The organism is Ketobacter sp., from assembly GCF_003671495.1.
Taxonomy (GTDB): Bacteria; Pseudomonadota; Gammaproteobacteria; order Pseudomonadales; family Ketobacteraceae; genus Ketobacter.
In genome coordinates this window covers 156130-178833 of the sequence record NZ_RCHN01000015.1, presented here as the reverse complement: position 1 = coordinate 178833, position 22704 = coordinate 156130, and the positions used below count along the sequence as shown (strand labels likewise).

The 22704-nt window shown below is 57.2% G+C and carries 17 protein-coding genes; 8 read left to right on the top strand and 9 right to left on the bottom strand.

Annotation, left to right across the window (positions count from 1 at the left end; all coding sequences use genetic code 11):
- The first annotated feature begins 59 nt into the window (after window positions 1-59).
- The 3 genes from D9N14_RS07225 (at window position 60) to D9N14_RS07215 (ending at window position 3528) form a co-directional block, all read left to right on the top strand.
- Window positions 60-1730, top strand: coding sequence for a TIGR03545 family protein (locus D9N14_RS07225; RefSeq protein WP_290578517.1), 1671 nt, complete (start codon window positions 60-62; stop codon window positions 1728-1730).
- A 13-nt stretch (window positions 1731-1743) separates the two neighbouring features.
- On the top strand, window positions 1744-2625 hold the full coding sequence (locus D9N14_RS07220) for an ATP-binding protein (protein ID WP_317622588.1): 882 nt from the start codon (window positions 1744-1746) through the stop codon (window positions 2623-2625).
- A 366-nt stretch (window positions 2626-2991) separates the two neighbouring features.
- A complete protein-coding gene (locus tag D9N14_RS07215; RefSeq protein WP_290578513.1) occupies window positions 2992-3528 on the top strand; it encodes a hypothetical protein in 537 nt (178 codons plus the stop codon).
- Between the two features lie 27 nt (window positions 3529-3555).
- Here D9N14_RS07215 and D9N14_RS07210 read toward each other — a convergent pair whose 3' ends face one another.
- A complete protein-coding gene (locus D9N14_RS07210) occupies window positions 3556-6504 on the bottom strand; it encodes an insulinase family protein (protein WP_290578511.1) in 2949 nt (982 codons plus the stop codon).
- Window positions 6505-6640: 136 nt separating this feature from the next.
- Here D9N14_RS07210 and D9N14_RS07205 point away from each other — a divergent pair, with 136 nt between their 5' ends.
- Window positions 6641-7516, top strand: coding sequence for a metallophosphoesterase (locus D9N14_RS07205; RefSeq protein WP_290578509.1), 876 nt, complete (start codon window positions 6641-6643; stop codon window positions 7514-7516).
- 8 nt (window positions 7517-7524) lie between these two features.
- The gene (locus tag D9N14_RS07200) at window positions 7525-8172 is read left to right on the top strand and encodes a hypothetical protein (protein ID WP_290578507.1); all 648 of its coding nucleotides are present in this window, start codon (window positions 7525-7527) and stop codon (window positions 8170-8172) included.
- Here D9N14_RS07200 and D9N14_RS07195 read toward each other — a convergent pair whose 3' ends face one another.
- Window positions 8173-8892: a hypothetical protein gene (locus D9N14_RS07195; protein WP_290578505.1), complete on the bottom strand. Its 720-nt coding sequence runs from the start codon at window positions 8890-8892 to the stop codon at window positions 8173-8175. It lies immediately after the preceding gene.
- A gap of 341 nt (window positions 8893-9233) precedes the next feature.
- Window positions 9234-9884, bottom strand: coding sequence for a Crp/Fnr family transcriptional regulator (locus tag D9N14_RS07190; protein WP_290578503.1), 651 nt, complete (start codon window positions 9882-9884; stop codon window positions 9234-9236).
- A gap of 172 nt (window positions 9885-10056) precedes the next feature.
- Here D9N14_RS07190 and xthA point away from each other — a divergent pair, with 172 nt between their 5' ends.
- Both xthA and D9N14_RS07180 read left to right on the top strand, forming a co-directional pair.
- On the top strand, window positions 10057-10866 hold the full coding sequence (gene xthA / locus D9N14_RS07185; protein ID WP_290578501.1) for an exodeoxyribonuclease III: 810 nt from the start codon (window positions 10057-10059) through the stop codon (window positions 10864-10866).
- 6 nt (window positions 10867-10872) lie between these two features.
- Complete coding sequence (locus D9N14_RS07180) at window positions 10873-13371, top strand: DNA polymerase II (RefSeq protein WP_290578885.1); 2499 nt, start codon at window positions 10873-10875, stop codon at window positions 13369-13371.
- A 7-nt stretch (window positions 13372-13378) separates the two neighbouring features.
- Here the strand turns inward: D9N14_RS07180 and D9N14_RS07175 are convergent, their stop codons facing one another.
- From D9N14_RS07175 to D9N14_RS07155, 5 genes are all read right to left on the bottom strand, one after another.
- Entirely contained in the window at window positions 13379-14242 is an 864-nt protein-coding gene (locus tag D9N14_RS07175; protein ID WP_290578499.1) for an acyl-CoA thioesterase, read from the bottom strand.
- A 143-nt stretch (window positions 14243-14385) separates the two neighbouring features.
- Entirely contained in the window at window positions 14386-16479 is a 2094-nt protein-coding gene (locus D9N14_RS07170; RefSeq protein WP_290578497.1) for a TRAP transporter large permease subunit, read from the bottom strand.
- A gap of 343 nt (window positions 16480-16822) precedes the next feature.
- Window positions 16823-17842: a putative solute-binding protein gene (locus D9N14_RS07165; protein ID WP_290578492.1), complete on the bottom strand. Its 1020-nt coding sequence runs from the start codon at window positions 17840-17842 to the stop codon at window positions 16823-16825.
- A gap of 78 nt (window positions 17843-17920) precedes the next feature.
- Entirely contained in the window at window positions 17921-18856 is a 936-nt protein-coding gene (locus tag D9N14_RS07160; protein ID WP_290578490.1) for a hypothetical protein, read from the bottom strand.
- Between the two features lie 343 nt (window positions 18857-19199).
- Entirely contained in the window at window positions 19200-19418 is a 219-nt protein-coding gene (locus D9N14_RS07155; RefSeq protein WP_290578488.1) for a hypothetical protein, read from the bottom strand.
- A 104-nt stretch (window positions 19419-19522) separates the two neighbouring features.
- On the opposite strand from D9N14_RS07155, the gene dinG reads away from it, so the two are divergent.
- Window positions 19523-21658 (top strand): ATP-dependent DNA helicase DinG, encoded by a 2136-nt coding sequence (gene dinG, locus D9N14_RS07150; protein WP_290578486.1) that lies wholly within the window; start codon window positions 19523-19525, stop codon window positions 21656-21658.
- On the opposite strand, the gene D9N14_RS07145 is transcribed toward dinG, so the two are convergent.
- Window positions 21659-22357 carry a hypothetical protein gene (locus tag D9N14_RS07145; protein ID WP_290578484.1) on the bottom strand — a complete coding sequence of 233 codons (699 nt, stop codon included), beginning with the start codon at window positions 22355-22357 and terminating at the stop codon, window positions 21659-21661.
- Between the last annotated feature and the right edge of the window lie 347 nt (window positions 22358-22704).

Below are 22704 nucleotides of genomic sequence, written 5' to 3'. Positions count from 1 at the left end.
CGTCATTCAAATCCCTGCCTGTTAACATAGCGCAACGCTTTTGCCAGGGCAGGGATTCCATGAAATTAATCAAACGCCTTTTTCTCTTTCTTCTCGTTCTCGTTCTGCTTGTGATTGGCGCCCTCTGGTGGTTGCCCGCCCCGCTGATCAAGTGGGCCATCGAACATCCCGGCTCCGCTGCGGTGGGGGCCAAAGTGGATGTGGCGGCTGTGGATTTTTCCTGGTTTCCCACCAGCCTGACACTGCAAGGACTTGCCGTCACCAATCCGCGCCAACCCATGACCAATGCGGTGGAGTTTCAGACCATTGCGACGGCGGTGGATGTGATGGAATTGCTGAGTGGCAAAGTGTACCTGGAGCAGGTGTTGGTGGAGGGCATTGCCCTGGACACCCCGCGCACGGTGTCTGGCGCATTACCGGGCCGGGATGCCCCGGTGGATGAGGGTTCCGGGTTTGCCCTGCCGGATCTGGGGTTGCCGGATACAGCGGATCTGGTGGCTCGGGAAAAAGCGCTCTATCAACAGCGGATCGATGCTTTCAATCAGGAACTGGACCAGCGCCAGCAGCGCTGGGACGGGCTTCTCAAACAATTACCCGACGAGCAGAAACTGGATCAATACCAGGCGCGCTGGGATCAGGCCAAGCAGGGCAGCGTGCTGGACAAGCTGGCCAAGGGTAAGGACATCGTTAAAGACCTGAAGCGGGATATCGATACCCTGAAGTCCGGCGAAAAACAGCTGAAAGACGAGTATGCCCAATTGCAGCAGGACTACCGTCGCTTGGGTCAGTTGTCTGGCCAGTCCGTGGAGCAGATTATCAAGGAGCTGGGGCTGTCGGAATCCATTGTGGCTAACCTGGGCAATCAATTGCTGAGTGGCAAGGTGCAGGAATGGCTGCAGATGGGGAAAGGCTACTACGACCTGCTGGCCGGGGGTGGCGCGGCTGCCAGCGCCAATGAACAGCAGGCAGAGGGTGGCGCGGATCAAGCTGCGCCGCAAACCGCACCGGATTTCCTGGTGAAGCTGATCCGCCTGTCCGGCCCTTTTGTGCAGGGCGGCCGAACGGGCACCATCGACGGGGAGATCCGCAACCTGTCTGACGCGCCTGCACTCTGGGCTGATCCGGTGACCATCAACATCAATGCGCTGGGCGAAAGCCTGGGCTCGATCAAAATCACGGGATTGCTGGCGCACCAAAAGCCCGGCGCGGAAGAGGACAGCCTGGCCTTGACGGTTAAAAACAGCCGGTTGCAGGGCCTGGCGCTGGCGCAAGGGGGCAGCCTGGGTATGATGGTGAATCAGGCGCTGCTGAATTTTGACGCCAAAGCCAGCGTCAAGGCGCTGAATGAATTGAACCTCAACCTGAATGGGGTGTTTTCCCAGTTGGATCTGGCGTTGACCGAGCAGCCCCAGGGTGGCTGGCAGAACACCCTGAGCCAGAATCTTTCTACACTCAAGGAACTGACCCTCAACGGCACCGCCAAAGGCCCGTTGCAAAACCCGGAACTGAAGGTTTCCACTAACCTCAACGGCATCCTGAAGCAGGCCCTGGCCGGGGAAATCAAGCAGCAGGCCAGCAAGCTGCGGGGTAAACTCAGCACCGAGCTGGACCAGACCCTGCAGCAACAGATGGCGCCGGTGGGGGGAGAGGTGGATGCGCTGGGTGGCATGGCTGGCGAAGTCGGGTCCCGGGTCAGTGAATTTGAATCCTTGTTGAAACAGATCAGGTGATCATGTGAAACCGTTGTTATTGTTGCCCCGTCTGGTGGAAAAGCTCGATACAGTGCTGGAGCGGGTGGAGCCGCTGCTACCCCAGCGCAGTAAACCCGTAGACTGGTCGCAGACCCGCGCCGCCCTTTGGGTGCGGCAGAGTTTCAGTGGCCACCTGCAGGCGGTACCTGTTGTTGGCAGTATCAGCCTGGACGATGTGTTGGGCGTGGACCGGCAAAAGGAACAGGTGGTTCGCAATACGGAGCAATTTGTGCGGGGCCTGCCGGCAAACAATGTGTTGCTGACCGGCTCCCGGGGTACCGGCAAGTCCTCGCTGGTGCAGGCGTTGTTGAATGAATACGGTGGCGATGGCCTGCGGGTAATCCAGGTGGATAAAAGTGACCTGGCGGACCTGATGAGCATTGTGGCGGCATTGGAAGGGGAGCCTTACCGCTTTCTGCTGTTCTGCGACGACCTTTCCTTTGAGGCCCAGGATGAGGGTTACAAGGCCCTGAAGAGTGCCTTGGACGGCGGCATGTACGCTGCCCCCGAGCACGTGCTGATCTACGCCACCTCCAATCGCCGTCACCTGATTCCCGAGTATCGGTCGGATAATGCCGCTGCCAGCAACCACGAAACGGAAATCCATCATGGTGAGGTGGTGGAAGAGAAGGTGTCCCTGTCGGATCGCTTTGGCCTCTGGGTATCGTTTTATCCCATCAATCAACCCATGTACCTGGACATTGCCCGCCATTGGTTGCAGCGCCTGTCTGAGCCCCATGGTCTTGAGATTCCCTGGACCGATGAGCTGCAGGTGTTGTGCGTTCGCTGGGCCGATAACCGGGGTACCCGCAGCGGTCGCACCGCCTACCAATTTGCCCGGCAATGGGTGGGTCAGCAGTTACTCACGCGCTAATGCACGGATTTCCGGAAGTGATTCATCAACAGTTTCGAATATAAAGGGAGCGTCAGTCATTAATTTGACATCTTCTGTGGATGAATGGGTTGGCGCCCCTAACTTGCTGAAAAATAATCGGTAAAGACTTGGTCAAATATTAATCAAAGTGCAGGTTGTCGACGTATGATGGGGATCCCAGCGATTTAACCCAAATCAATCCCCAAAGTTATCCACAGAATTTGTGGAAAACCCGACAAACAATTTTGTTGAAAAACCGATATACTCCTACGCCTACTAAATAACCATGGTTTTCGGGATCTTCTCCAAAGAGGTGAGGTCTATTGCTACCCCCTTCATGGGTGGCAGAATCAAGGCAAGGCGTTTGTGGACATACCCATCATTTTAGACATTGAGGCTTCGGGCTTCGGTTCCGGCAGCTACCCGATCGAGATCGGTGTTGCCATGCCGGACGGCTCCCTGCATGTATGGCTGATCAAGCCCATGGAGGACTGGACCCATTGGCAGGATTCTGCAGAACAGGTGCACGGCATTTCCCGTCAGCAACTGTTGGAAGAAGGCTGGGAGCCCCGCCAGGTGGCCGACGAACTGAACGAGCTGTTGGCCGGAAAAATCGCGTACAGTGATGGCTGGGGCGTGGATCGCACCTGGCTGGCTTTGCTGTTTTACGAGGCTCACGTGCTGCAGGGTTTTAAACTGGACTCCATCTACGGATTGCTGGGAGAGTCAGAGTGGGAGCGCTGGAGTGAGCAGCGGGATGAAGTGCTGGAGCTCACGGGCATGGTGCCCCATCGCGCCGGCACCGATGCTCTGGTGATCCAAAAAACGTTCATTCATCTCAAAGAGCCGGCGACCAAGCTGGCGGATAACGACCGCATCATTACCCACAAAAAAACCAGATAGCCGCCGCTGGATGGCTAATCGGCTGCATCAAACGTGATGCAGCTCGAATCCACTGAGAGCGGATGCCTCCCAGGCGGGTTTATGGGTGATCACCGCCGTACTGGCCTGATCCGGCACCAAGTAGGTTCCCGCCACCCGTTTCAGGTCGTCCACTGTGGTGGCCAGCACCCGCTCGCGGAAGCGTTGCTGGAAGGCTTCATCCCGTCCGAACAAACGATTCTGAAAGGCCTGCTTGGCTTCACCGGCGGGGGAGCTGGGTTTGTCCAGCGCGCTGATGACCCCAAGAATGGCTTCCTCTAACGCCTGATAACCATGGGCTTTGCTCAGCAGCCACTCAATGGAGTCATCAAAGTCTCGCAAGGTATCTGCCAGGCGGGGGTCGCGATAGGAGTAGAAGCGAAAAGCCGCAATGTTGGATTCCTGGGAGGCACCACCACCGTAGGCACCGCCCTGTTCGCGGATGGCGCGATGCAGATAGCCGTTGCGCAGAAAGCCACCCAGAACCGACAGTATCGGGGAATCGGGGTGGTCGGAGGGCACCGTGGGGTAGGCTTTGGCGCAGAAGTTCACCTGGGTACTGGTGAGCCAGCATTGCTGCACCTGCTGGCGCACCGCCTCCAGGCTGATGCTGTCTGCCTGTCCTGCCGGTTGTTTGGCCCAGAACTGGTCCAGGTGCTGGCTGGCGGCAGCGGTGGCATCCTGCTCCGCCACCACCAGAAACTGACGTTCGCCGCTGCGCAGCAGTGTGGAAAGGGCGGAGAGTTGCTCCCCCAGATGCTGCAATTGGGCGTCTGAGTTCAAATGGTGATCCAGATCCTTGATGGCACGAATTCCGGCCAGACCACCCACCTGGTGGGAGAGACGGGCAGCGGGGTTCATGCCACTGCTGGCGGCGATCATGGCCAGGGCATGCCCCTGGCCGGTGATGCTCTGGTCCAGGCGAGCCCGTTGTTGCGCCACCAGCTCCCGCAGGTGTTCCAGCTCATCGTAACGGGGTTGCTCCACGATGTTGTACATCAGCTCCGCCAGAGCAGCACTGTTGCGCTTCAGGGCCTTGCCGGAAAACGCCAGCACGCCTTTCACCTGTTGCTCGTCTGCGATGGCCCCGCGCAGCACGCTGAATCCAAAGATGCCGCCGGTCACTTCCGTGAGGCGTTCCTGAATCTGCAGATAGTCCTGTTCGCCGGCCCCGAGTTCCCCCACGAAGCGCGTGTAGAGTGGCAGCAGTTGCAGTTGATCCGGGCTCAGGGGGGGCAGATTATAGATCACCTGCTGGTACACCAGGCCGTTGGTGCCCTGGGCATATTGCGTGTGCTTGCCGCTGGACAGGGGCTGCTCCTGGTAGCTGGGCATGGGAATGGCCGCGGGCACATCCTCCAGTCCCACTTTCGGCAGAACGGATTCGTCTTCTTCCAGTTGCTGGCGGGATTCCAGGGCTTTTGCCTGTTCAATGATGGATTGCTTTTCCGCATCGCTGAGGGATGCCTTCAACGTCGCCAGTTTGGCTTTGGTGAAGGCTTCGCGGACTTCTTCCAGGCTGGTGTCCGGTTTCATCACCAGGCGCACCCGGTGGGGGTTGTCCAGCAGCCACTCCTGCACCAGTTTCTGCACGAAGTCCGGTTGCTTGATCTCTTCCCGCATCTTGTCCAGCACCGGGTCCAGATTGAGCAGGGCAATGGGGTCGCCCCGGTGCATGGCGGTGGAAATGGCCCCCATCATCAACTGCAGGCCATAGGGGTAGTGATCGCCGCCGATCTCCCGCTGGCTCAACTCCAGTTGGTGCAGGGCCGCTTCCAGACGGGACTGACTGACGCCGTGTTTGACCACGTCCTCCAGCACCGCCAGAATTTTCTGTTCCAGCTCGTCTGCTTTCTCTGGCGAGCTGCCTTCCAACCCGCACATGAAGGCCATTTCCCGGTTGGAATCCTCCAGTCCACACAGGGGGGAGGGGGACGAACCCAGGCCGCTGGTTTCCAGCAGTTTGCGCAGGGGCGCCGCACTGTTGTCCAGCAACACATCGGACATCAGCTCGGCCTTGAGTTGGTTTTCCAGGTCGGTGCTGTGGCCCAGCAGCCAGGCCATCACAATATGGGTCTTGTTATCGACGGATTCGCCTTCCTCCAGGTCGGTGGGGTAGGCCGTTTCCACATTGAGGGGAGCGCCATATCGTTTTTCATCCGCCACCGCAATGGTGCGATCCAACGCCTGAAACTGCTTGAGCGCCCGCTCTTCAAAGGCCGCCTGCAATTCCTGGGCAGGCATATCGCCGAAGGTCATGAAGACGGCGTTACTGGGGTGATAATGGGTTTGATAGAACGCTTTCAGTTGTTCGTAGCTGAGGTCAGGAATGGTGTCCGGATCGCCACCACTGTTGTAGTGATAGGTGGTGGTGGGGAACAGATAGCGACCGAGCTGATCCCAAAGTTCACTGGTGGGGGAGCTCATGGCCCCTTTCATTTCGTTGTACACCACGCCTTTATAGACCAGCTCGGATTCCGGATTGCCGCTTTCGGCGAAGTCCAGGCGATGGCCTTCCTGGGCAAAATCCAGCGGGTCCAGGCGGGAGAAAAACACCGCGTCCAGGTACACTGACAGCAGGTTGTCGAAATCCTTGCGGTTCTTGCTGGCGAAGGGGTAGGCGGTCCAGTCACTGGACGTGAATGCATTCATGAAGGTGTTGAGGGAGCGCCGTATCATCATGAAGAACGGGTCCCGCACCGGGTAGTTCTGACTGCCGCAGAGCGCCGTGTGCTCCAGGATATGGGCGACACCGGTGGAGTCCGTGGGCACGGTGCGCAAGGCCACCATAAACACGTTCTCATCGTTGTCGGCGGCGATATGGTAGTGCATGGCCCCGGTGGCTTTGTGGCGGTATTCCGACATCACCACGTTCAGGGATTCAATGGGTTCGCTGCGCAGCCACTCAAAGCTGTCGTGGCATTGCTGTTGTCGGCTGATGTCTTGATAACTGCTCATGATGTCTCTCGATGGCAAATGGGCGCGAATGAACGTCGGGCGCGGAGCGAGGGGCACGCCATCTCGGTATTCCGTATTAGAAATGATAGTATTTCACCCACCCCCTTCAATGCAAACGAGATCAGGGCCGTTGTACATGATTCCAACCCGGGTTTGGGCTATTTCCGACATTCATATTGATTATCAAGAGAATTTTGATCGTATGCTGGAGTTTGCCCGCCGTGGTCACCGTGCGGATGCATTGATTGTGGCCGGTGATGCCACCGACCGCTTAGACCGCTTAGGAGAGCTGTTTCGGGAACTGGTGAGTCACTTTCGCCAGGTACTGTTTGTGCCGGGCAATCACGAATTGTGGGTGCGACGTTCCGGCCATGAGGATTCTTTGCAGAAACTGCAAGCGATTCGGGCGCTGTGTGCCAACACCGGCGTGCTCATGGAGCCGGTACTGGTGGGCCAGTACCAGAAGGTGTGGCTGGTGCCGATGCTGTCCTGGTACGACGACAAGGATCAGCCGGCACACTCCCTCTTTGTGGAAAAAGATTACGCGGAGGATCGCACCGATGAGATGTGGGGTGACTTCGTCCACGCCCGCTGGCCCCAGCACATGACCCAACCCCTGGCGCAGTTTTTTGCGGCCGCCAATGAGCCCCATTTGGCGCAGCCGTTCCAGCATCCGGTCATCAGTTTCAGCCATTTTCTGCCGCGTCAGGATCTCATCTTCCACAAGCCGGTGGTGGAGGCGTTGGCACTGGCCAGCAAATACGATCCATTGCCGGAATTCAACTTCAGCCGGGTGGCGGGTTCACGCCGTATTGATGAGCAGATCCGCCGCCTGGGCAGCACCCTGCACATCTATGGTCACCAGCACCGTAACCGACGGCGCCATCTGGATGGGGTGACTTACCTGTCCCATTGTATGGGCTACCCCAAAGAACGCCAGCGGGGCCATGTGGCCCATGAGGCGGTGGAGCCCCTGTGCGTGTGGCGGGATGACACGGGCTTTGTGGTGTAGGTGGACGCATGTCAGCGGTGCGGTCGGATGCCATGCCTGGGGCGCTGTTGCTGTTGGCAGACAGCCAGCTCTTGTTTCGCGGGGATGCTGCACCACAACTGCAGCAGTGGATCAGCGCCCGTTTTCCCCGCGGGCTTGAAGCAGCGTACCTCGGTGCAGCCAACGGGAACGATCCGGTGTTTTTCGAGTTGGCCTGTGCGGGGATTAACCGGCTGTTGCGGCTTCCATCGCAGCGTCCCTGCCCAACCCATTGGGTCCGGGATTCCAACGCATTACCGCCTCCCTGTGCTCTGGTGCTGTTGGCCGGGGGCAGTGTGGCACAGGGTTGGCACCTGATCAGCCAGCCCCCGGTGCGAGCCTGGCTGCAGCGCTGCCGCGACCTGAGCGGAAGCCTCGTGATCGGCATCTCGGCGGGAGCGATTCATCTGGCCAATGGTGTGGATCCGGAGCAGCCCGGCCTGGGCAGCCAGTCGTTCTTGGGTTGGTTGCCCTATCACGTGGCGGTGCATGAGGAATCCACCGGCTGGCCATCGTTGGTAGCGGAGCCTGGCATCGGCATCCCTTTTGGCAGTGGTGCCTGGATCGAATCCGATAACCTGGAGCATGTTTGTGCACTGGGTCGGGCACCATTGGTTCGGCGCGGCGGCAGTTGTTAATTACAACGCAGGTTGTTTGGTCAACGGTTTGTTGGGGGTTGCTGTGCTGGTTGCGCTGTTGCGTTGCCGGACCATCCAGATTAAAAGGCACAGCCAGGCCACCATAATCAATCCGCACATGGCACTGCTGAAGGCGAAATACCCCAGCAACGTCAGTAGGGTGGACGGCACCAGCAACAGGGTGGACAGGCAGAACGCCTTGCCCAGTCGGCCCCGATGCCACATCAGCGGCAGCAGGCACAGCAGGGATACGGTGATCATCAGAAACTTGGTTGTGACAAAGAGCCGTAACAGCCAGAAGTCCGGCGCGCTGCCGTTGCCCAGCAAGCCCTGGGTCAACTGCATCAATTGCAGGTTTTCAGCAAAGTCCGCACTGGCGGCAATACCGGCGGCGATGATGCCAATCAGGCTGAGGGCGCGGCGCTGACAATACCAGGCGCTGAGATTGGCCAGGCCGAGGAAAGCGCCATAGGCCGCCAGGTAGAACATGTCCAGCAGGTGCCCGGTTTGATAGGTGTAGATGAGGGTGCTGTTACCGTTAAAGAGGGCGGTGGAGCTGGCCAGGGAGGTGGTGAATTCCAGGGCAATGATGGACAGTGAAAACCCGGCATCCGCTGCCCCCGGCAGAGGTGGATAATAGAAACTCACCAATATTCCCAATGCCAGGACCAGCAGTCCCACGGCCGCGGTGATGCGAAATCCTTGGTTCGCCGAAAGCATGTATCGTCCCCAACCTTTCCCTGTGAATGTCCTTCTTTTTTTACTCGCGTTGCATTCAGACAAGCGTCGTACTCAAAGCCGTACTCGTAGTCAGAATCTGTTGCTCCCCAGGCAACCCAGTCACCATACCACAAAAGTGCGCCCTGCATGAAATGATGAGGGCCATCAGAATGTGAGTGCTCTGCAAGTGTCAGGTTCAAGCGGGGCAGCCCGCTGGGGGAATGGGGGTGGTGCAGGATAGCGCCATTGGGCGGTTGCCGAGCGGGCAGGCCCTGAACAGGCTTTGATGCACGGCTGATGGACTTCACCAGCCGTTGGTGGACATCATGAGCTGAACCGGATCAGTAACTTTCCGGCAGTTTTTTCAGAATGCGGAACTGCTTGCGTTCAATTTCGATATAACCGCCGGTGGCCAGATCCTTCAGAATGCGGGCAACCATTTCCCGGGAGGAGCCAATGCGATTGGCGATGTCCTGCTGGGTGAGCTTCTCTTCGATGACGGTTTCGCCTTCTTTCTCAATGGACAGATCCAGCAGGGTTTTGCGAATGCGACCGTAGACGTCTTGCAATGCCAGGGTTTTCACGTTCTCCGTCAGTTTTCGAATTCGCGATGCCAGGTTACGTAACAACACCAGGGCGATATCCGGGTGGTTCAGAACCACCTTGCTGAAATCCTCTTTGTAGAGAATGGAAAAGGTGGATTTGTCGGTGGTGATGACCGACGCCGAGCGGGTTTCATCATCCAGCAATGACAGCTCCCCGAAGTATTCCCCCGGGCCCATGGAGTTGAGCACAAACTCCTTACCGTTTTCATCGCTGACGTAGACTTTTACTTTGCCGCTGGTACAGATGAACATGGCGTTGGCTTGGTCACCTTCGTTGATGATGACCGTGTTTTTGGGATAAGTGCGAGTGATGCAGAGTTCTTGCAGGGCGGATAATTCCGCTTCAGGTAGGCCTTCGAAAATCGAGATGTGGCTAAGGTCAGTCATTCAGAGCACCCTGTCGGCGATTTTTTAATCAATTTTTCTTGGTGTGCGACTCGTTGAGCGTGTCTACGCCCATGTGACGTTGGACATTGTAGTGCCTTCGTATGGTTAAAGAAAGGCCGGGGCGATGCTGGTAAACTGTTGCCCTCATTGAAAATCCCCCGGCGAGGAAAAAATGAAGTTTGTCTCCTTTAACACCAATGGCATTCGTGCCCGTATGCACCAGATCGATGCACTGATCCAAAAACACAACCCGGATGTGATCGGTATCCAGGAAACCAAAGTGGAGGACGCGCTGTTTCCCCAGGCCGACCTGGCGGCAATGGGGCTGCATGCGGAGTGGTTCGGGCAAAAGGGGCATTACGGGGTGGCGCTGTTATCCCGCCAGCCGCCTGTCTGGGTGAAAAAAGGCTTTGCCGGGGATGATGAGGCGGAGCAAAAGCGGCTGATCCGGGCCTGCTATCAGATTGAGGGGCAGGACGTGACGGTCATCAACGGTTATTTTCCCCAGGGGGAGAGTCGGGATCATCCGCAGAAGTTTCCCAACAAACAGCGCTTTTACGCCCGACTGCTGGAGCAGTTACAGACGGAGTATTCACCGGATGACAATCTGATCGTCATGGGGGATATGAATGTGGCACCGGTGGATGAAGACATCGGCATCGGCCCCGATAACGCCAAGCGTTGGTTGCGGACGGGCAAGTGCTGTTTTCTGCCGGAAGAGCGGGAGTGGTTGCAGCGGTTGCAGGCCTGGGGCTTGAGCGATACGTTTCGTGAGCAACAACCGCACGTGGATGATCTGTTTTCGTGGTTTGATTATCGTAGCAAGGGGTTTGAGCGGGAGCCCAAGCGGGGTTTGCGCATCGACTTGATTCTGGCCACCCAACCGCTGTTGCAGCGTTTGCAGGGCACAGGTATTGATTATGACATTCGAGGCCTGGAAAAGCCCAGTGACCACTGCCCGGTGTGGGCAACCTTTGGCTGATTGACGGTGACCACGGCCACCCACGAATCCGTCCACAGACTGCCCGGGTTTGTGCTCACCCGGCAATGGCGCGAGCACAACACGGGGTTGCGCCTGATTTACTGGTTGCATACCCGCTCCGGACCTCTGCAGGTGGAGATCACCGGCCAGGAAGCGGTTTGCTTTTTTCCCTCCCGCGCCTTGCCCCAGGTAGAAGGGGCATTGCGGGGGCTTGGTGGCTGGCGCGTGCGCCCGTTGCAACTCAGGTCGTTTTTCAACGAACCGGTGCACGGACTGTATTGTAATGGTCAGCGTACCCTGGCGCAGTGCCGCGAGCGGCTTGAGGCCCAGGGTATTTCACTGTGGGAGTCGGATATCCGTCAGGTGGATCGCTTCCTCAGCGAACGTTTTATCGCCGGTGATTTGGAGCTGCTGCTGGCATCACCGCCCACTCAATCGGTGGTGCTCAATCCGCCTCTGCGTCGGGGTGAGCCGGTAGCAGTGCATTTACGCTGCGCCTCCCTGGATATTGAAACCGCGCTGGATGGCTCGCAGTTATATTCCATCGCGGTACATTGTTTTGGCGGACAGAGGTCCGGCGTTGCTGCGCCGGAGATCAAGCGGGTGTTTATGTTGGGGGCGCCTGAGCCCTGCGGGGATCTGGACGTGGTCTGGTTCGACCATGAGCGCAGCTTGTTGTCGGCGTTTCTGGACTGGTTCCGGCGCGATGACGCGGATGTGATCCTGGGTTGGAATGTGGTGAATTTCGACCTGCGTTTTCTGCAGTCCTGTTGCGACCGGCTGGGAATCCGGTTTGCCCTGGGCCGCAGCCCCGAGGGTGAAGGGGATGTGCCGGAGTGGCGCCAGGCCCGTGATGAGAACCAGCATTTTTTCGTGCTGGTGCCGGGGCGCGTGGTGCTGGATGGAATTGATACCCTGAAAGCAGCCACCTGGAATTTCGAATCGTTCTCGCTGGAATTTGTGTCGCAGAAATTGCTGGACCGGGGCAAGCTGATCCACGATGTGGACAACCGGGGCGAGGCGATCACCGAGCTGTTCCGGCAGGACAAGCCCGCCCTGGCCCGCTACAACCTGGAAGACTGTTGTCTGGTATCGGCGATTGTGGCCAAGGCAGACCTGCTCAACTTTGCCCTGGAACGCAGTCGCCTCACCGGCTTGCCCATGGACAAAGTGGGGGGCTCGGTGGCAGCGTTTGAAAATCTGTTCCTGCCCCGCCTGCACCGTGAAGGCTATGTGGCCCCGAACATCGGTGACATTGAGAGTGACACTGCTGCTCCAGGGGGCTATGTGATGCAATCTCAGCCCGGTCTGTATCGCCATGTGTTGGTGCTGGATTTCAAGAGCCTGTACCCCAGCATCATCCGGACCTTTTGCATTGACCCCCTGTCGTTGTTGAAAGGGCGCTATGAGTCCGACCTGGAGTGGATTGTTCCGGACGTGTTTCAGCGGCCTGCAGGCGCACCCACCACCCGGGACAGTGACTGGATACCCGGCTTCAACGGTGCGGTGTTCAGCAAGCGGCACCACCTGTTGCCCGACATCATCAAAACCCTGTGGGATGCCCGGGATCAAGCCAAGCGCGCACACAATGGGCCACTGTCCCAGGCCATCAAAATCATCATGAATTCGTTCTATGGCGTGCTGGGTACGCCGTTGTGCAGGTTCTTTGATACCCGGTTGTCCAGCTCCATCACCCTGCGCGGTCACGACATCATGCGCCAGACCCGGTTACTGATTGAAGAGCAGGGGCATAAGGTGATTTACGGGGATACGGATTCCGTTTTCGTGTGGTTGGAATCCGCCTCCGGCGATGCTGAGGCGGAGGCAACAGGGCGGCAGTTGGCGGCATTTTTAAACCAGTGGTGGCAGCAACACCTGGAAGCCACCTTTGGCCTTGCCTCCTATTTAGAGCTGGAGTTCGAAACCCACTACCAGCGCTTTTTTATGCCCACCATGCGGGGCTCGGAAGCCGGCAGCAAAAAACGTTATTGCGGCATGATCAGCCAGCCCAACCCGCAGGGTGGTGTGATGGAAAAACTGGTGTTCAAAGGCCTGGAAAACGTCCGTACTGACTGGACGCCCCTGGCGCGCCGGGTCCAGCATGAAGTGTTCTGGATGCTGTTTCATGATGAGGACCCGGAGGGATTCCTGCAGCAGATCATCATCGATTTATACGCCGGCAAACTGGATCAGGAATTGGTCTATCGCAAACGCATTCGCCGGCGTCTCTCGGACTACCAGAAGAATGTGCCGCCGCACGCGCAGGCAGCAAAAAAAGCGGATCACTGGCTGCAACGTCAGGGCAAAGCCAGCCGTTATGCCAGAGGAGGCTGGATCAGTTATGTGATTACGGTGAATGGCCCGGAGCCCATGGAGTGTCATCCGTCGGCCCTGGATTATGAGCACTATGTCAGTCGCCAACTGGCGCCGGCAGTGGACGGTATTCTGCAGTGTGAGGGGCGCTCACTGGAAGCCATTCTGCGCTCCCAGATGAGCTTGTTTTAACGCTGCCTCAGCTCTTGATCACACGCATCAAGGCTTCCTGGCAGACGGACGCCACCAGCTTGCCGTTCTGGTAGATCTTGCCCTGGTTAAAACTGCGGGCGTTCATGGCGCAGGGGCTTTCCATGTCATACAGCAGCCATTGATCCATGCGGAATGGGTGATGGAACCACAGGGTGTGGTCCAGGCTGGCGGCGTGCAGCTTGGGGTCCAGGAACGAAATCCCGTGGGGCATCATGCCGGCACCCAGCAAGCCAAAGTCTGAGGCATAGGCCAGCAGTGCCTGGTGCAGGCTCAGATCGTCATTCAGGAAACCCGGTGCCCGAAACCAGGCCTGCTTGCGGGGGGATTTCGGTTCCGGATTCAGAAAGTCCAACGGGTCCACCGGGCGGATTTCGATGGGGCGCTTCTGCATCAACACCGGGCGGATGCGCTCATCCAGCTGGTCTGCGATTTTCAGCCGCAGCTCATGTTCGGTCACCAGATTATCCGGAGGGGGCACATTGGGAATATCGGTCTCCTGGTGTTCGAAACCCCGCTCCACAATATGGAACGAGGCGGACATGTTGAAGATGGCCTCGCCGTGCTGGATGGCTACCACCCGGCGGGTGGTGAAGCTGCCGCCGTCGCGAATCCGGTCCACTTCAAAAATGATGGGGGTGTTCATGTCCCCGGGACGCAGGAAATAGGCATGCAGGGAATGACACTGACGTTGCTCTTCCAGGGTTCGGTAAGCCGCCACCAGGGATTGGCTGATGACCTGGCCGCCAAACACGTTGCGCCCCACCACATCCCGGCTGACCCCACGAAACAGATTCAGCTCGATGGTTTCCAGATCCAGCAGGTTGATCAGTTCATCTACCAGGTTAGTCATCTACTTCGCTCCGGAGAGTGGCTCGTCAAACGAACTTGAAACAAAAAAGGCGACCGGGGTCGCCTTCTCATTATAGGACACGTCATCACAGGACACGTCAGTATAGGGGCACGACGCGTGCAGCGCTGGCCCCATCAGCATTATCAGAAATATTGCTGGACCACCAGGGGGCCGAATGCCACCAGCACCAGGGCGATGCCCATGACCGTCAGCGGCAGCACATAGCGTTCATGGCGAATCCAGAAACTTTTGCCCCGGGTTTCCTCCCTGGCTTTCTCGATCTCCTCTTCGCCCACCACCTGGCGGGTCAGCAGGTGGTTCACCGCCACCGGTGGGCTGAGATAACCGAGTTCGAAGGCCACCAGGGTGATCATCCAGAAGTGCAGGGGATCGATTCCCTGGCTGTAAGCGGCCTGGGCTACCGTGCCGGATACCAACACAATCGCGCCGAAGGGGTCCATGATCATGCCGATGATCACCAGCACAATGACCAGGGCGATCATCGCGGTCCAGGTGCTGCCGAAGAAGTCGCTCTGGGCGGCTACTTCCTCGAAGATGCCGGAATCCTCGATCACGCCGCCCACGGTCAGGCTCAGTGCCATGATGGACAGCAGGGCACCGATGTGAACGGTGGTGTCGGTGGTGGCCCGGCGAATGGAGTCTTCCAGGTTGGTAGCGCGATCTTCGCCTTCGTAGGTTTCGTGGGTCTCATTCCCAGGCTTCTTGATGCTGTATTCGTACACCAGCAACAACAGGATAATCATGGGCAGCACCACGGGGGCGGTGTGTTCGTCCAGGTGCGCATCCAGCAGGAAGGCGTAAGCGGCCGCGGTCACGACAAAGATCAACACATAGGGAATCAACGGGCGGAAGGCCTGCAGGCTGGGCGACAAGGCTTCCGACACCGGAGCGATTTTCATGGGGCCTTGCTTGGCGATCAGCGACACCAGGAAGAACAGGAAGGACGTGAGCATGAAGACTTTCACCCCCCAGCCATACATCATGTCGGTGGTGACTTCCTTGTTCAGCATGGCGATCAGTAACACCAGCAGGCAGGGTCGCAGCACAACCCCCAGGCTGCCGCTCATGGCGGTGGCTGCCAGGGCCAGGTTGCGACGGGCGCCAACCCGGCGCAGCTCTGCGTACACCACGGCGCCCATGGCAATGATGATGATGCCGGAGGCGCCGGTATAAGCTGTGGGTACCGCCATAATGACCACGGCCACGAACGCCAGCAGTTCCGGTGGCAGTTTCCAGGGTTTGAAAATGCGGAACACATACTCGCCCAGATACGTTTGCTTCAGCAGCATACCCACCCAGATGTAGAGGCCGATGTTCAGAAACAGCGACGCCTGGTCCATGATTTTATCAACGAAGAGCACCATGCCCTGGGGGTTGCCCGTTTCAAAGATGAAGAAGCGGGCAGAACTGATGGCCATGTAGGCGAACAGGGGCACCGAGAGTAATGCTTTGCCGATGCCGCCACCAGGTTTGGCGGTTTTGGGAATATTGAACAGCTGTACCAGGGACACCAGACTCAGGGCACCAAAGCCGAACAGGTAGAACCAGCGTATATGCTCGTTCTGGATCAGGGTGCCGGATGCCCAGCCATTGGTCAGATAGCTGTAGGAGGAATAGGTGAGCGAAACATGGGCGATCAGTTGGGCGGTAATGCCAAATCGATAGTCCATTACAGTCTGCATAGGGCGCAGGCCGATGTGGTGGTGAGTCAGGGCCGCAGTCAGGGCGCAGACAAAAAATACAATGGCCAGGAACACCTGATTGTTGTCACGGCGGAACTGGGAAAGCGCCGACAGGCCCAAATCCAGGGAGACAAAGCGTTCGACGTTGGGTGTTTTCTGCTCGAGAGTTTTTTGGGCGGCCGCGTGTTTCATGCGACACAGTTCAACCTGTTTGCCAAGGGATTCCCGAATGGCGTCCTCGTTGATTTCCTCTGCTCCAAACATCCCGCCGAAGGGGTCGTCCGCTGCCTCTTTCTGCTTTTGCGCAACGATTTTCTGGACCTCAGATTGAATATCCACATCGGGATCACAGGAGGGGACGGGAACGTCCAGCCGTAAAATGTGGTAGTCGGGCCAAATATGATTGCCCAGTTTATTCAACTGTGCATTCAGGTTTTCTCCGATGCTGAGCACAAGCACGCCGAGAAGAATGATGAAAACCGGTAATGAGGACAACCACTCGCGCAGATTTCGTCCCAAAAAGTGTATGTTCATTTCCCACCACATCTAATTTTTGTGATTAAACACTTGTTGTGATTATGCTGTGCTGGTTAGTCGGACCGTGTCCCTGAAAAGTATGGGGCTAATACAGGGTAAAACCGTCCAATCCCTCGAATGTCAGAAAGTCAAATCACAGCAGTACAAGCACTACAAATAACGTCGAAAAAATAAAGGAACAAATTATAAGAGTGTCAGGCATTGTGTGCCATAGATCACACAATGATTTCCGAAACTTTTACACTAACTCGTTTTGTAATGTAAGCCTGTATGGCAGCAGGCTAAAAAAAAGCAGGCTGACTGGTTAGCCAAGCCTGCTTCTTTTGTATACCGCGAGTGTTTATTCGCGGTCTTTGGCGGTACATTCTGCCAACGCGGGGTCTTTCTGGCAGCGCACTTTGCTCAGGAACGACAGCATCTTTCCGTCATAAAGGCCCTGGTCCCGCAAGGTCAGGCGAGACTGGCGGAACATTTCCATATAGCCTTCCTTATCCTTTTCCGGCAAATCCAGCCAGTAGCTGGGTTTGATGCTTTTCTCGGCCGCGTTGACCACTTCCATCGCCTTGCTGTACTGGCTCCAGGCATAGGCTCGGGAGTTCTGGCCAAAACCTTCCGGGAAACGGTTGTGGCGGGCAACGATCTGCGCGGTGAGCTGGATGATGGCAAAGTTCACCACTGCGCCGTTGTCACCCAGACCCTTGTACAGTTCCAGCGCGTTGTAGGCCACTGCCGGAGCGGCAATGATGTCCACGCTGCCGTTGTTGAACATGGAGCCGAAGTTGGTCAGCGACACCGATACCGGAGACGCACCAACGGATTCGATCATGATGGCCTGGGCTTTGTCGAAGTCCATGGCAGCCATCTTTTTGCCGGCCAGTTCCGCCACGGTGTCGATGGTGCGATCGTTGGAAAACAGATAGCCGGAACCACCTGGCAAAATACCGGCGATTTCGTATTCGCCGGAGACCATCAGCTTGGCGAGTTTGGGGTCAGCCAGGTACTGCAACACGACTTTCATGTGATCCCCATCGGGGATGGAGCCGATGGAGTCCAGGGTGCCGGTGAAACTGTTGAATTCCCGGGCGCGCAAACCGGTGATGCCGGCGGCGTCACAGGCGCCGGACTTCAGGTCTTCCGCGGCGATTTTCTCATCGGTATAGACTTTGAGTTCAAGGTCCACGCCCCATTTGATCGCGTTCAGACGGTAGTCTTCCATCTGGCTGGCGACGGGGCCGGATTTACCAACTATGTCCCACACGCATAGGGTGCGCTTGGGCAGGTCGGCGGAGAATGCTGTGGTGCTCAGCGCCATGGCGCCGGCGGCGATTGGGGTTAAAAAAGTTTTAAGAAGTGTGTTCATAGCCTCATCCGGAAGTCATGGTTGTAATAGTTGTTGTGGCCCGGAGCAAAGCCTGCCCCGGGCAGCTATGGTGCTGGATTAAAGCAGTTCGTCCAGCAGGTTCTGGTCCAGTTTTATGTCGTCTTTTTTGTCGTCCCAGAAGGTACCGTACTCACCAATGGGAGTGCGATGACCGGTGTTTTCTGTCCACAAGCGGTCTGAAACCTCAAGCAGCAGATCACCTGCCATGATATCCAACATGCGGTATTCGCGGTTGGATGCCGTGGATTGAACCGATTTGGCGTGCTCGCGCAGGATTTCGCGAACCCGGACCATGTTGCTGTCGTTATAGGAAACCAGTGCGTCCAGGGCGGAGGGCAGGCGTACGCCTTCTTCCATACCCATACGGCGGGCTTTGGTCAGCTCGTTCCAGGGGTCAACGCCTTCCGGGGTAACACCCGGTACGATGGTCCACAGGGCGGAGCGGATCGCCTTGGGCAGGCCCCACCATTTGCGGTTGTGCTTGTCGTCATCCAGGCAGGCCATGCCGCGCTCTGCCTTGGGGGCGACGTTGAACGGAACGCCCACGGCCATGTTGGCCTGCACGTCAGACAACGCGGCCTGCAGACCGGCCACGGAACCGATCATCCAAATCAACTGTTCGAAATCGTTGTCGAACAGCGGGCAGTGATCCCCGGGTTCACCCAGAGCCCGGGTCAGCGCTTTATAGCTGGCGTAGTAGCGGGCCGCTGCCAGGGCATACCAGCGCTTGGCACGAATGCGGGCATCCTGTGCCTGGGTGATGCGCTTTTCGCCGGAGAAGCGGGTGTATTCCAGCTCCAGCTCCACCGCACGCTGTGACGCACAGGCGCCTCCCACCAGGCCCAACAACACTTCCAGTTGATCCGGAGGTGTGGACACGGTTGAGAATGACATCAGCATGGGGGTGAGCGCCTCGCCGGAGGCACAGGCTATCTTGGAGTCGTCAGTGGTCAGCAAGTAGGGAACCATTACATCCTCACCGATGTTGGTCATGGTGTCCCCAGTTACTTTATACACGACAGATGAACAGCCGCTTAACAGAATGATCCCAAATGTAGTCACCGCAGTGGCAAGCTTGCTCGCCAAGCGGCTTTTGATACTAAAAAGCATGTGGTGGCTCCCTACACTTTATTATTTTGGTTATTACGTTTTTGTTGGATTTTTGAATCTTTAATAAGAGTCTGAAACGCCCATACGGTACATCGCGGCTACCGTATAGGCAAGTTCCATGCAATAAATAAACTTTTAAATTAACAGAAAAAAACAATAAATTTGTTGCGGTGTTAATCTTTGTGAATTAGACAAAATCAAAAAATCGTCTCAGGGCAAAATCCCGTCATTCAAAGCTGTCTTTCAGGGCTTTGCCGGCGTCTTCAATGGCCTCACCGCTCTGCCTCAGTAACTGGTTTCCGGTGTCTTTCATTTTTGTGCTTACCCGCTGGTCAGAGAAGGGGTTGCTGAGGATCGGCTGGTCGCGGCCGATGTTGACTCCCGCGGCGGTGCCCAGTACTCCGCCAATGAAAAGCCCTAGAATCAGATACTTAATTGACCTCATGCGTGTCACCTTCTGGTATTTGTGGTTGGTTTTTGTGATCGGTAATCGGGATCGGCTAGTGTAGAATAGGCGGCTTTTCCAATCCATTGATTGATACCGCCGGCATGTTATCAGACGAACTTAAACAGCAGATTCAGCAGGCTTACAGCACCTTCCTGGAGAAAAAAGGCCTCAAGCCACGTTACGGGCAGCGCCTGATGATCGCCGAGATTGCCAAGGGGTTGGCGGCGGTACCCCAGGACGCGGATGGCAAGCGCAATGGAGAGGGGCATGTGGTGGTGGTGGAGGCTGGTACCGGGACCGGCAAGACCCTGGCTTACCTGTTGGGGGTGATGCCGGTGGCGAAGGCCATGGGCAAAAAAGTGGTGCTGGCCACGGCGACGGTGGCGCTGCAGGATCAGGTGGTGAATAAGGATATTCCCGAGATTCTGCGTAACAGTGGCTGCAGTTTTAGTTATGCCCTGGCCAAGGGCCGCGGTCGCTACCTGTGTCTGAGCAAACTGGATCGACTGATGACACCGGGTCAGGATGTGGGCAGTACCTTGGCCCTGTGGGAAGACTTCCAGCAATATGCGGTGGACAAGCATGAAGCGGAATTGTACCGGGCCATGGATCAGGCCGTGGAGTCCCGCGCCTGGGATGGGGATCGGGACAGTTGGGCTGACTCCGTGGATGACCTCACCTGGCGTCGGGTGACCAATGATCATCGGGGCTGTACCGGCCGCAGCTGTGGCTTCTACGACGATTGCCCTTTTTATATGGCGCGCAACGATATTTACCGGGCGGACCTGATCGTGGCCAATCACGATCTGGTGTTGGCGGACCTGGCCATGGGCGGTGGCATGGTGCTGCCGGCACCCGAAGACACCATCTACATCTTTGACGAAGGCCACCACCTGCCCGACAAGGCACTCAATCATTTTGCCTGCTCCTCGCAGGTACGCAGTACGCTGTCCTGGTTACAGGATCTGGTGAAAATGCTGGATTCCCTGGTGGAGAGTTCCGATGCCCAGGGAATGGCGGCGGGCGTGGTCGGCGTGGTGCGGGATGTGAATGACTCTCTCAATGAAAACCTCAATCTTCTGCTGGCCACTCTGACGCCATTGGCGGAACAAACCGACCAGGTGGAGTCGGAGCAGGGGCGCCTGGTGTACCGTTTTGCCAACGGTGCGGTGCCGGATGCCCTGCGGGAACAGGCGTCACTGTTGTTGACCCCTTCCCGGGAACTGGTGAAGCAATTGCAGCTGGTGGTGGACTGGCTGCAGGAAGGCATGGAGGGCAAGCGCTCGGACATCACCAAGCCAGACGCCGAGGCCTGGATGCCGCTGATGTCCACCCAGTTGGCGCGGGCGGAGGCCTTGATGACCGTGTGGATGCGTTACGAGTTGTCGGACGAGGAGAATAGGGCGCCGGTGGCCCGTTGGCTGAACTTCTCCCAAAGCGCCCAGGGGCTGGATGTAGAGCTGTCGGCCTGCCCGGTTCTGGCCAGTGATGTGTTGGCCCGCTACCTGTGGTCGCGGGTATTTGCTGCGGTGGTCACCAGCGCCACGTTAACCGCGCTGGGAAACTTTGAACGTTTCCGTTTTCGTTCCGGGGTGCCCGCTAGCAGTCACTACAGCGTGGTGCCCAGCCCGTTTGACTATCAAAGCTGCGGTCGGATACGGGTGCCGGATCTGGCCTGCGATCCCACCCAGGGTGCCAAACACACCGAGCAGTTGGTGGCGTATATAGAGCGCATCTGGCAAAACCAACTGGGAACCCTGGTGCTGTTCAGTTCCCGGCGGCAGATGGATGAGGTGTTCGAGCAATTGCCTGATCCCGTGCAGGCGGCGGTGTTGGCCCAGGGGCACCAGGGTAAGGCGGAGATGGTGCGGCGGCATCGGGAGGCGGTGGATGCCGGTCATCACAGCGTGCTGTTCGGCCTGGCCAGCTTTGCCGAAGGGGTGGACCTGCCGGGTGAATATTGCAGTTGTGTGGTGATCGCGCGCTTGCCGTTTTCGGTGCCGGAGGACCCGGTGGATGCCACCCTGGCGGAATGGATCCAGAAACGGGGCGGCAATCCGTTTATGCAGATTTCGGTGCCGGATGCGGCCATTCGCCTGAAACAGGCGGTGGGTCGATTGCTGCGCACGGAAACCGATCGGGGTGAGATTGTGATTTTCGATCGTCGCATCATCGATAAGCGCTACGGCAAGCTCCTGTTGCAGAGCCTGCCGCCGTTCCCGCTGATTCGGGAGTGACTAATTGAGTGGGGAGCGTATGTAAAATTGCGCGGTGAAATCCACATAGTTCCCCAGGTGCTGGGGCTCCAGATGCTTCACCACTTTATGAATGACTGCGCTGGCAGCCTGTTTGACCCCTTCCACGCCCACTTTCAGTAGCTTGCGGGTGATGGTGCCCATATTCACCGGATCCGAGGGGCGTAGAAAGAAGCCCTCGATGATGACATCAAAGAGTTTTTCGTAACGGGCCATCACCAATTCCACATCATTGGGGGAGAAATGCGGCTGATCCCCTTTCTCGTTGAGGATGGCATCCAGGTCCCCGGCCAGGGCGGCATCGATGGGTTGGGCCAGGTACCAGACGCCCCCTTGATCCTCCTGAGTGTTCTTGATCATGCCCTGCCACAAGGCGGCCACCTGTTGCATTTCTGCCGGCTTGGCTTTCTTGTAGATTTTTGCCGACAGCATGGCGGAGGCTTTGTTGCTGGTAGTGGCACAGACACTGAACACCTTTTGTCCCACAGAATTGACCTGGGCAATGGATACGGTCTGGATCAGCAGGTAGTCGATGACCTCTTCGGTCAGCTGGATGATCACGTTGTAAAAGTGCTCACCGGACTTGGGGTGGTTGGCGGCGGCTGCCTCCAGGAAGGTATTGGAGAGGGCCTGGAGTTTTGGGCTAAGGGGAAAGCCCACATGGGGCAAACTGGAGCGCATGGTCACCTACTTATGGTTCTTATGGGTTGTTGCTGGGTGTCTTGGGTCCAGAGCCTATCCATGATTGGCTTATAGCACAAGATTTCCATTGTTCAAGTTTTTTGGTTTTCCACAATTATTGTGGATAACTTTGTGAATAAACGCTTTAAAAGTTTGCTGAGAGGGCATGAAACCGCGGTTGGCTACAGTTTGGGTGATAATTGCTCAAAAAGTTGTTAAATCCATATAAAACAATAACTTATAAAAAGTTAATTGTTTTAAAAATAATTTCGCCGGGTTTTTGACTGTGCGGGCAGTGTTCCCTGCAGGGCGCGGGACCGGTTGTTAATAAGCACACACGAAACCCG

Excerpts from the sequence above, each read along its gene's own strand:
- dinG (WP_290578486.1), top strand. The coding sequence starts at position 19,523 with ATGTTATCAGACGAACTTAAACAGCAGATTCAGCAGGCTTACAGCACC.
- D9N14_RS07195 (WP_290578505.1), bottom strand. The coding sequence starts at position 8,892 with ATGCTTTCGGCGAACCAAGGATTTCGCATCACCGCGGCCGTGGGACTG.
- D9N14_RS07225 (WP_290578517.1), top strand. The coding sequence starts at position 60 with ATGAAATTAATCAAACGCCTTTTTCTCTTTCTTCTCGTTCTCGTTCTG.
- D9N14_RS07155 (WP_290578488.1), bottom strand. The coding sequence starts at position 19,418 with ATGAGGTCAATTAAGTATCTGATTCTAGGGCTTTTCATTGGCGGAGTA.
- D9N14_RS07160 (WP_290578490.1), bottom strand. The coding sequence starts at position 18,856 with ATGACCAACATCGGTGAGGATGTAATGGTTCCCTACTTGCTGACCACT.
- D9N14_RS07145 (WP_290578484.1), bottom strand. The coding sequence starts at position 22,357 with ATGCGCTCCAGTTTGCCCCATGTGGGCTTTCCCCTTAGCCCAAAACTC.
- xthA (WP_290578501.1), top strand. The coding sequence starts at position 10,057 with ATGAAGTTTGTCTCCTTTAACACCAATGGCATTCGTGCCCGTATGCAC.
- D9N14_RS07170 (WP_290578497.1), bottom strand. The coding sequence starts at position 16,479 with ATGAACATACACTTTTTGGGACGAAATCTGCGCGAGTGGTTGTCCTCA.
- D9N14_RS07200 (WP_290578507.1), top strand. The coding sequence starts at position 7,525 with ATGTCAGCGGTGCGGTCGGATGCCATGCCTGGGGCGCTGTTGCTGTTG.
- D9N14_RS07165 (WP_290578492.1), bottom strand. The coding sequence starts at position 17,842 with ATGAACACACTTCTTAAAACTTTTTTAACCCCAATCGCCGCCGGCGCC.
- D9N14_RS07190 (WP_290578503.1), bottom strand. The coding sequence starts at position 9,884 with ATGACTGACCTTAGCCACATCTCGATTTTCGAAGGCCTACCTGAAGCG.
- D9N14_RS07205 (WP_290578509.1), top strand. The coding sequence starts at position 6,641 with ATGATTCCAACCCGGGTTTGGGCTATTTCCGACATTCATATTGATTAT.
- D9N14_RS07210 (WP_290578511.1), bottom strand. The coding sequence starts at position 6,504 with ATGAGCAGTTATCAAGACATCAGCCGACAACAGCAATGCCACGACAGC.
- D9N14_RS07175 (WP_290578499.1), bottom strand. The coding sequence starts at position 14,242 with ATGACTAACCTGGTAGATGAACTGATCAACCTGCTGGATCTGGAAACC.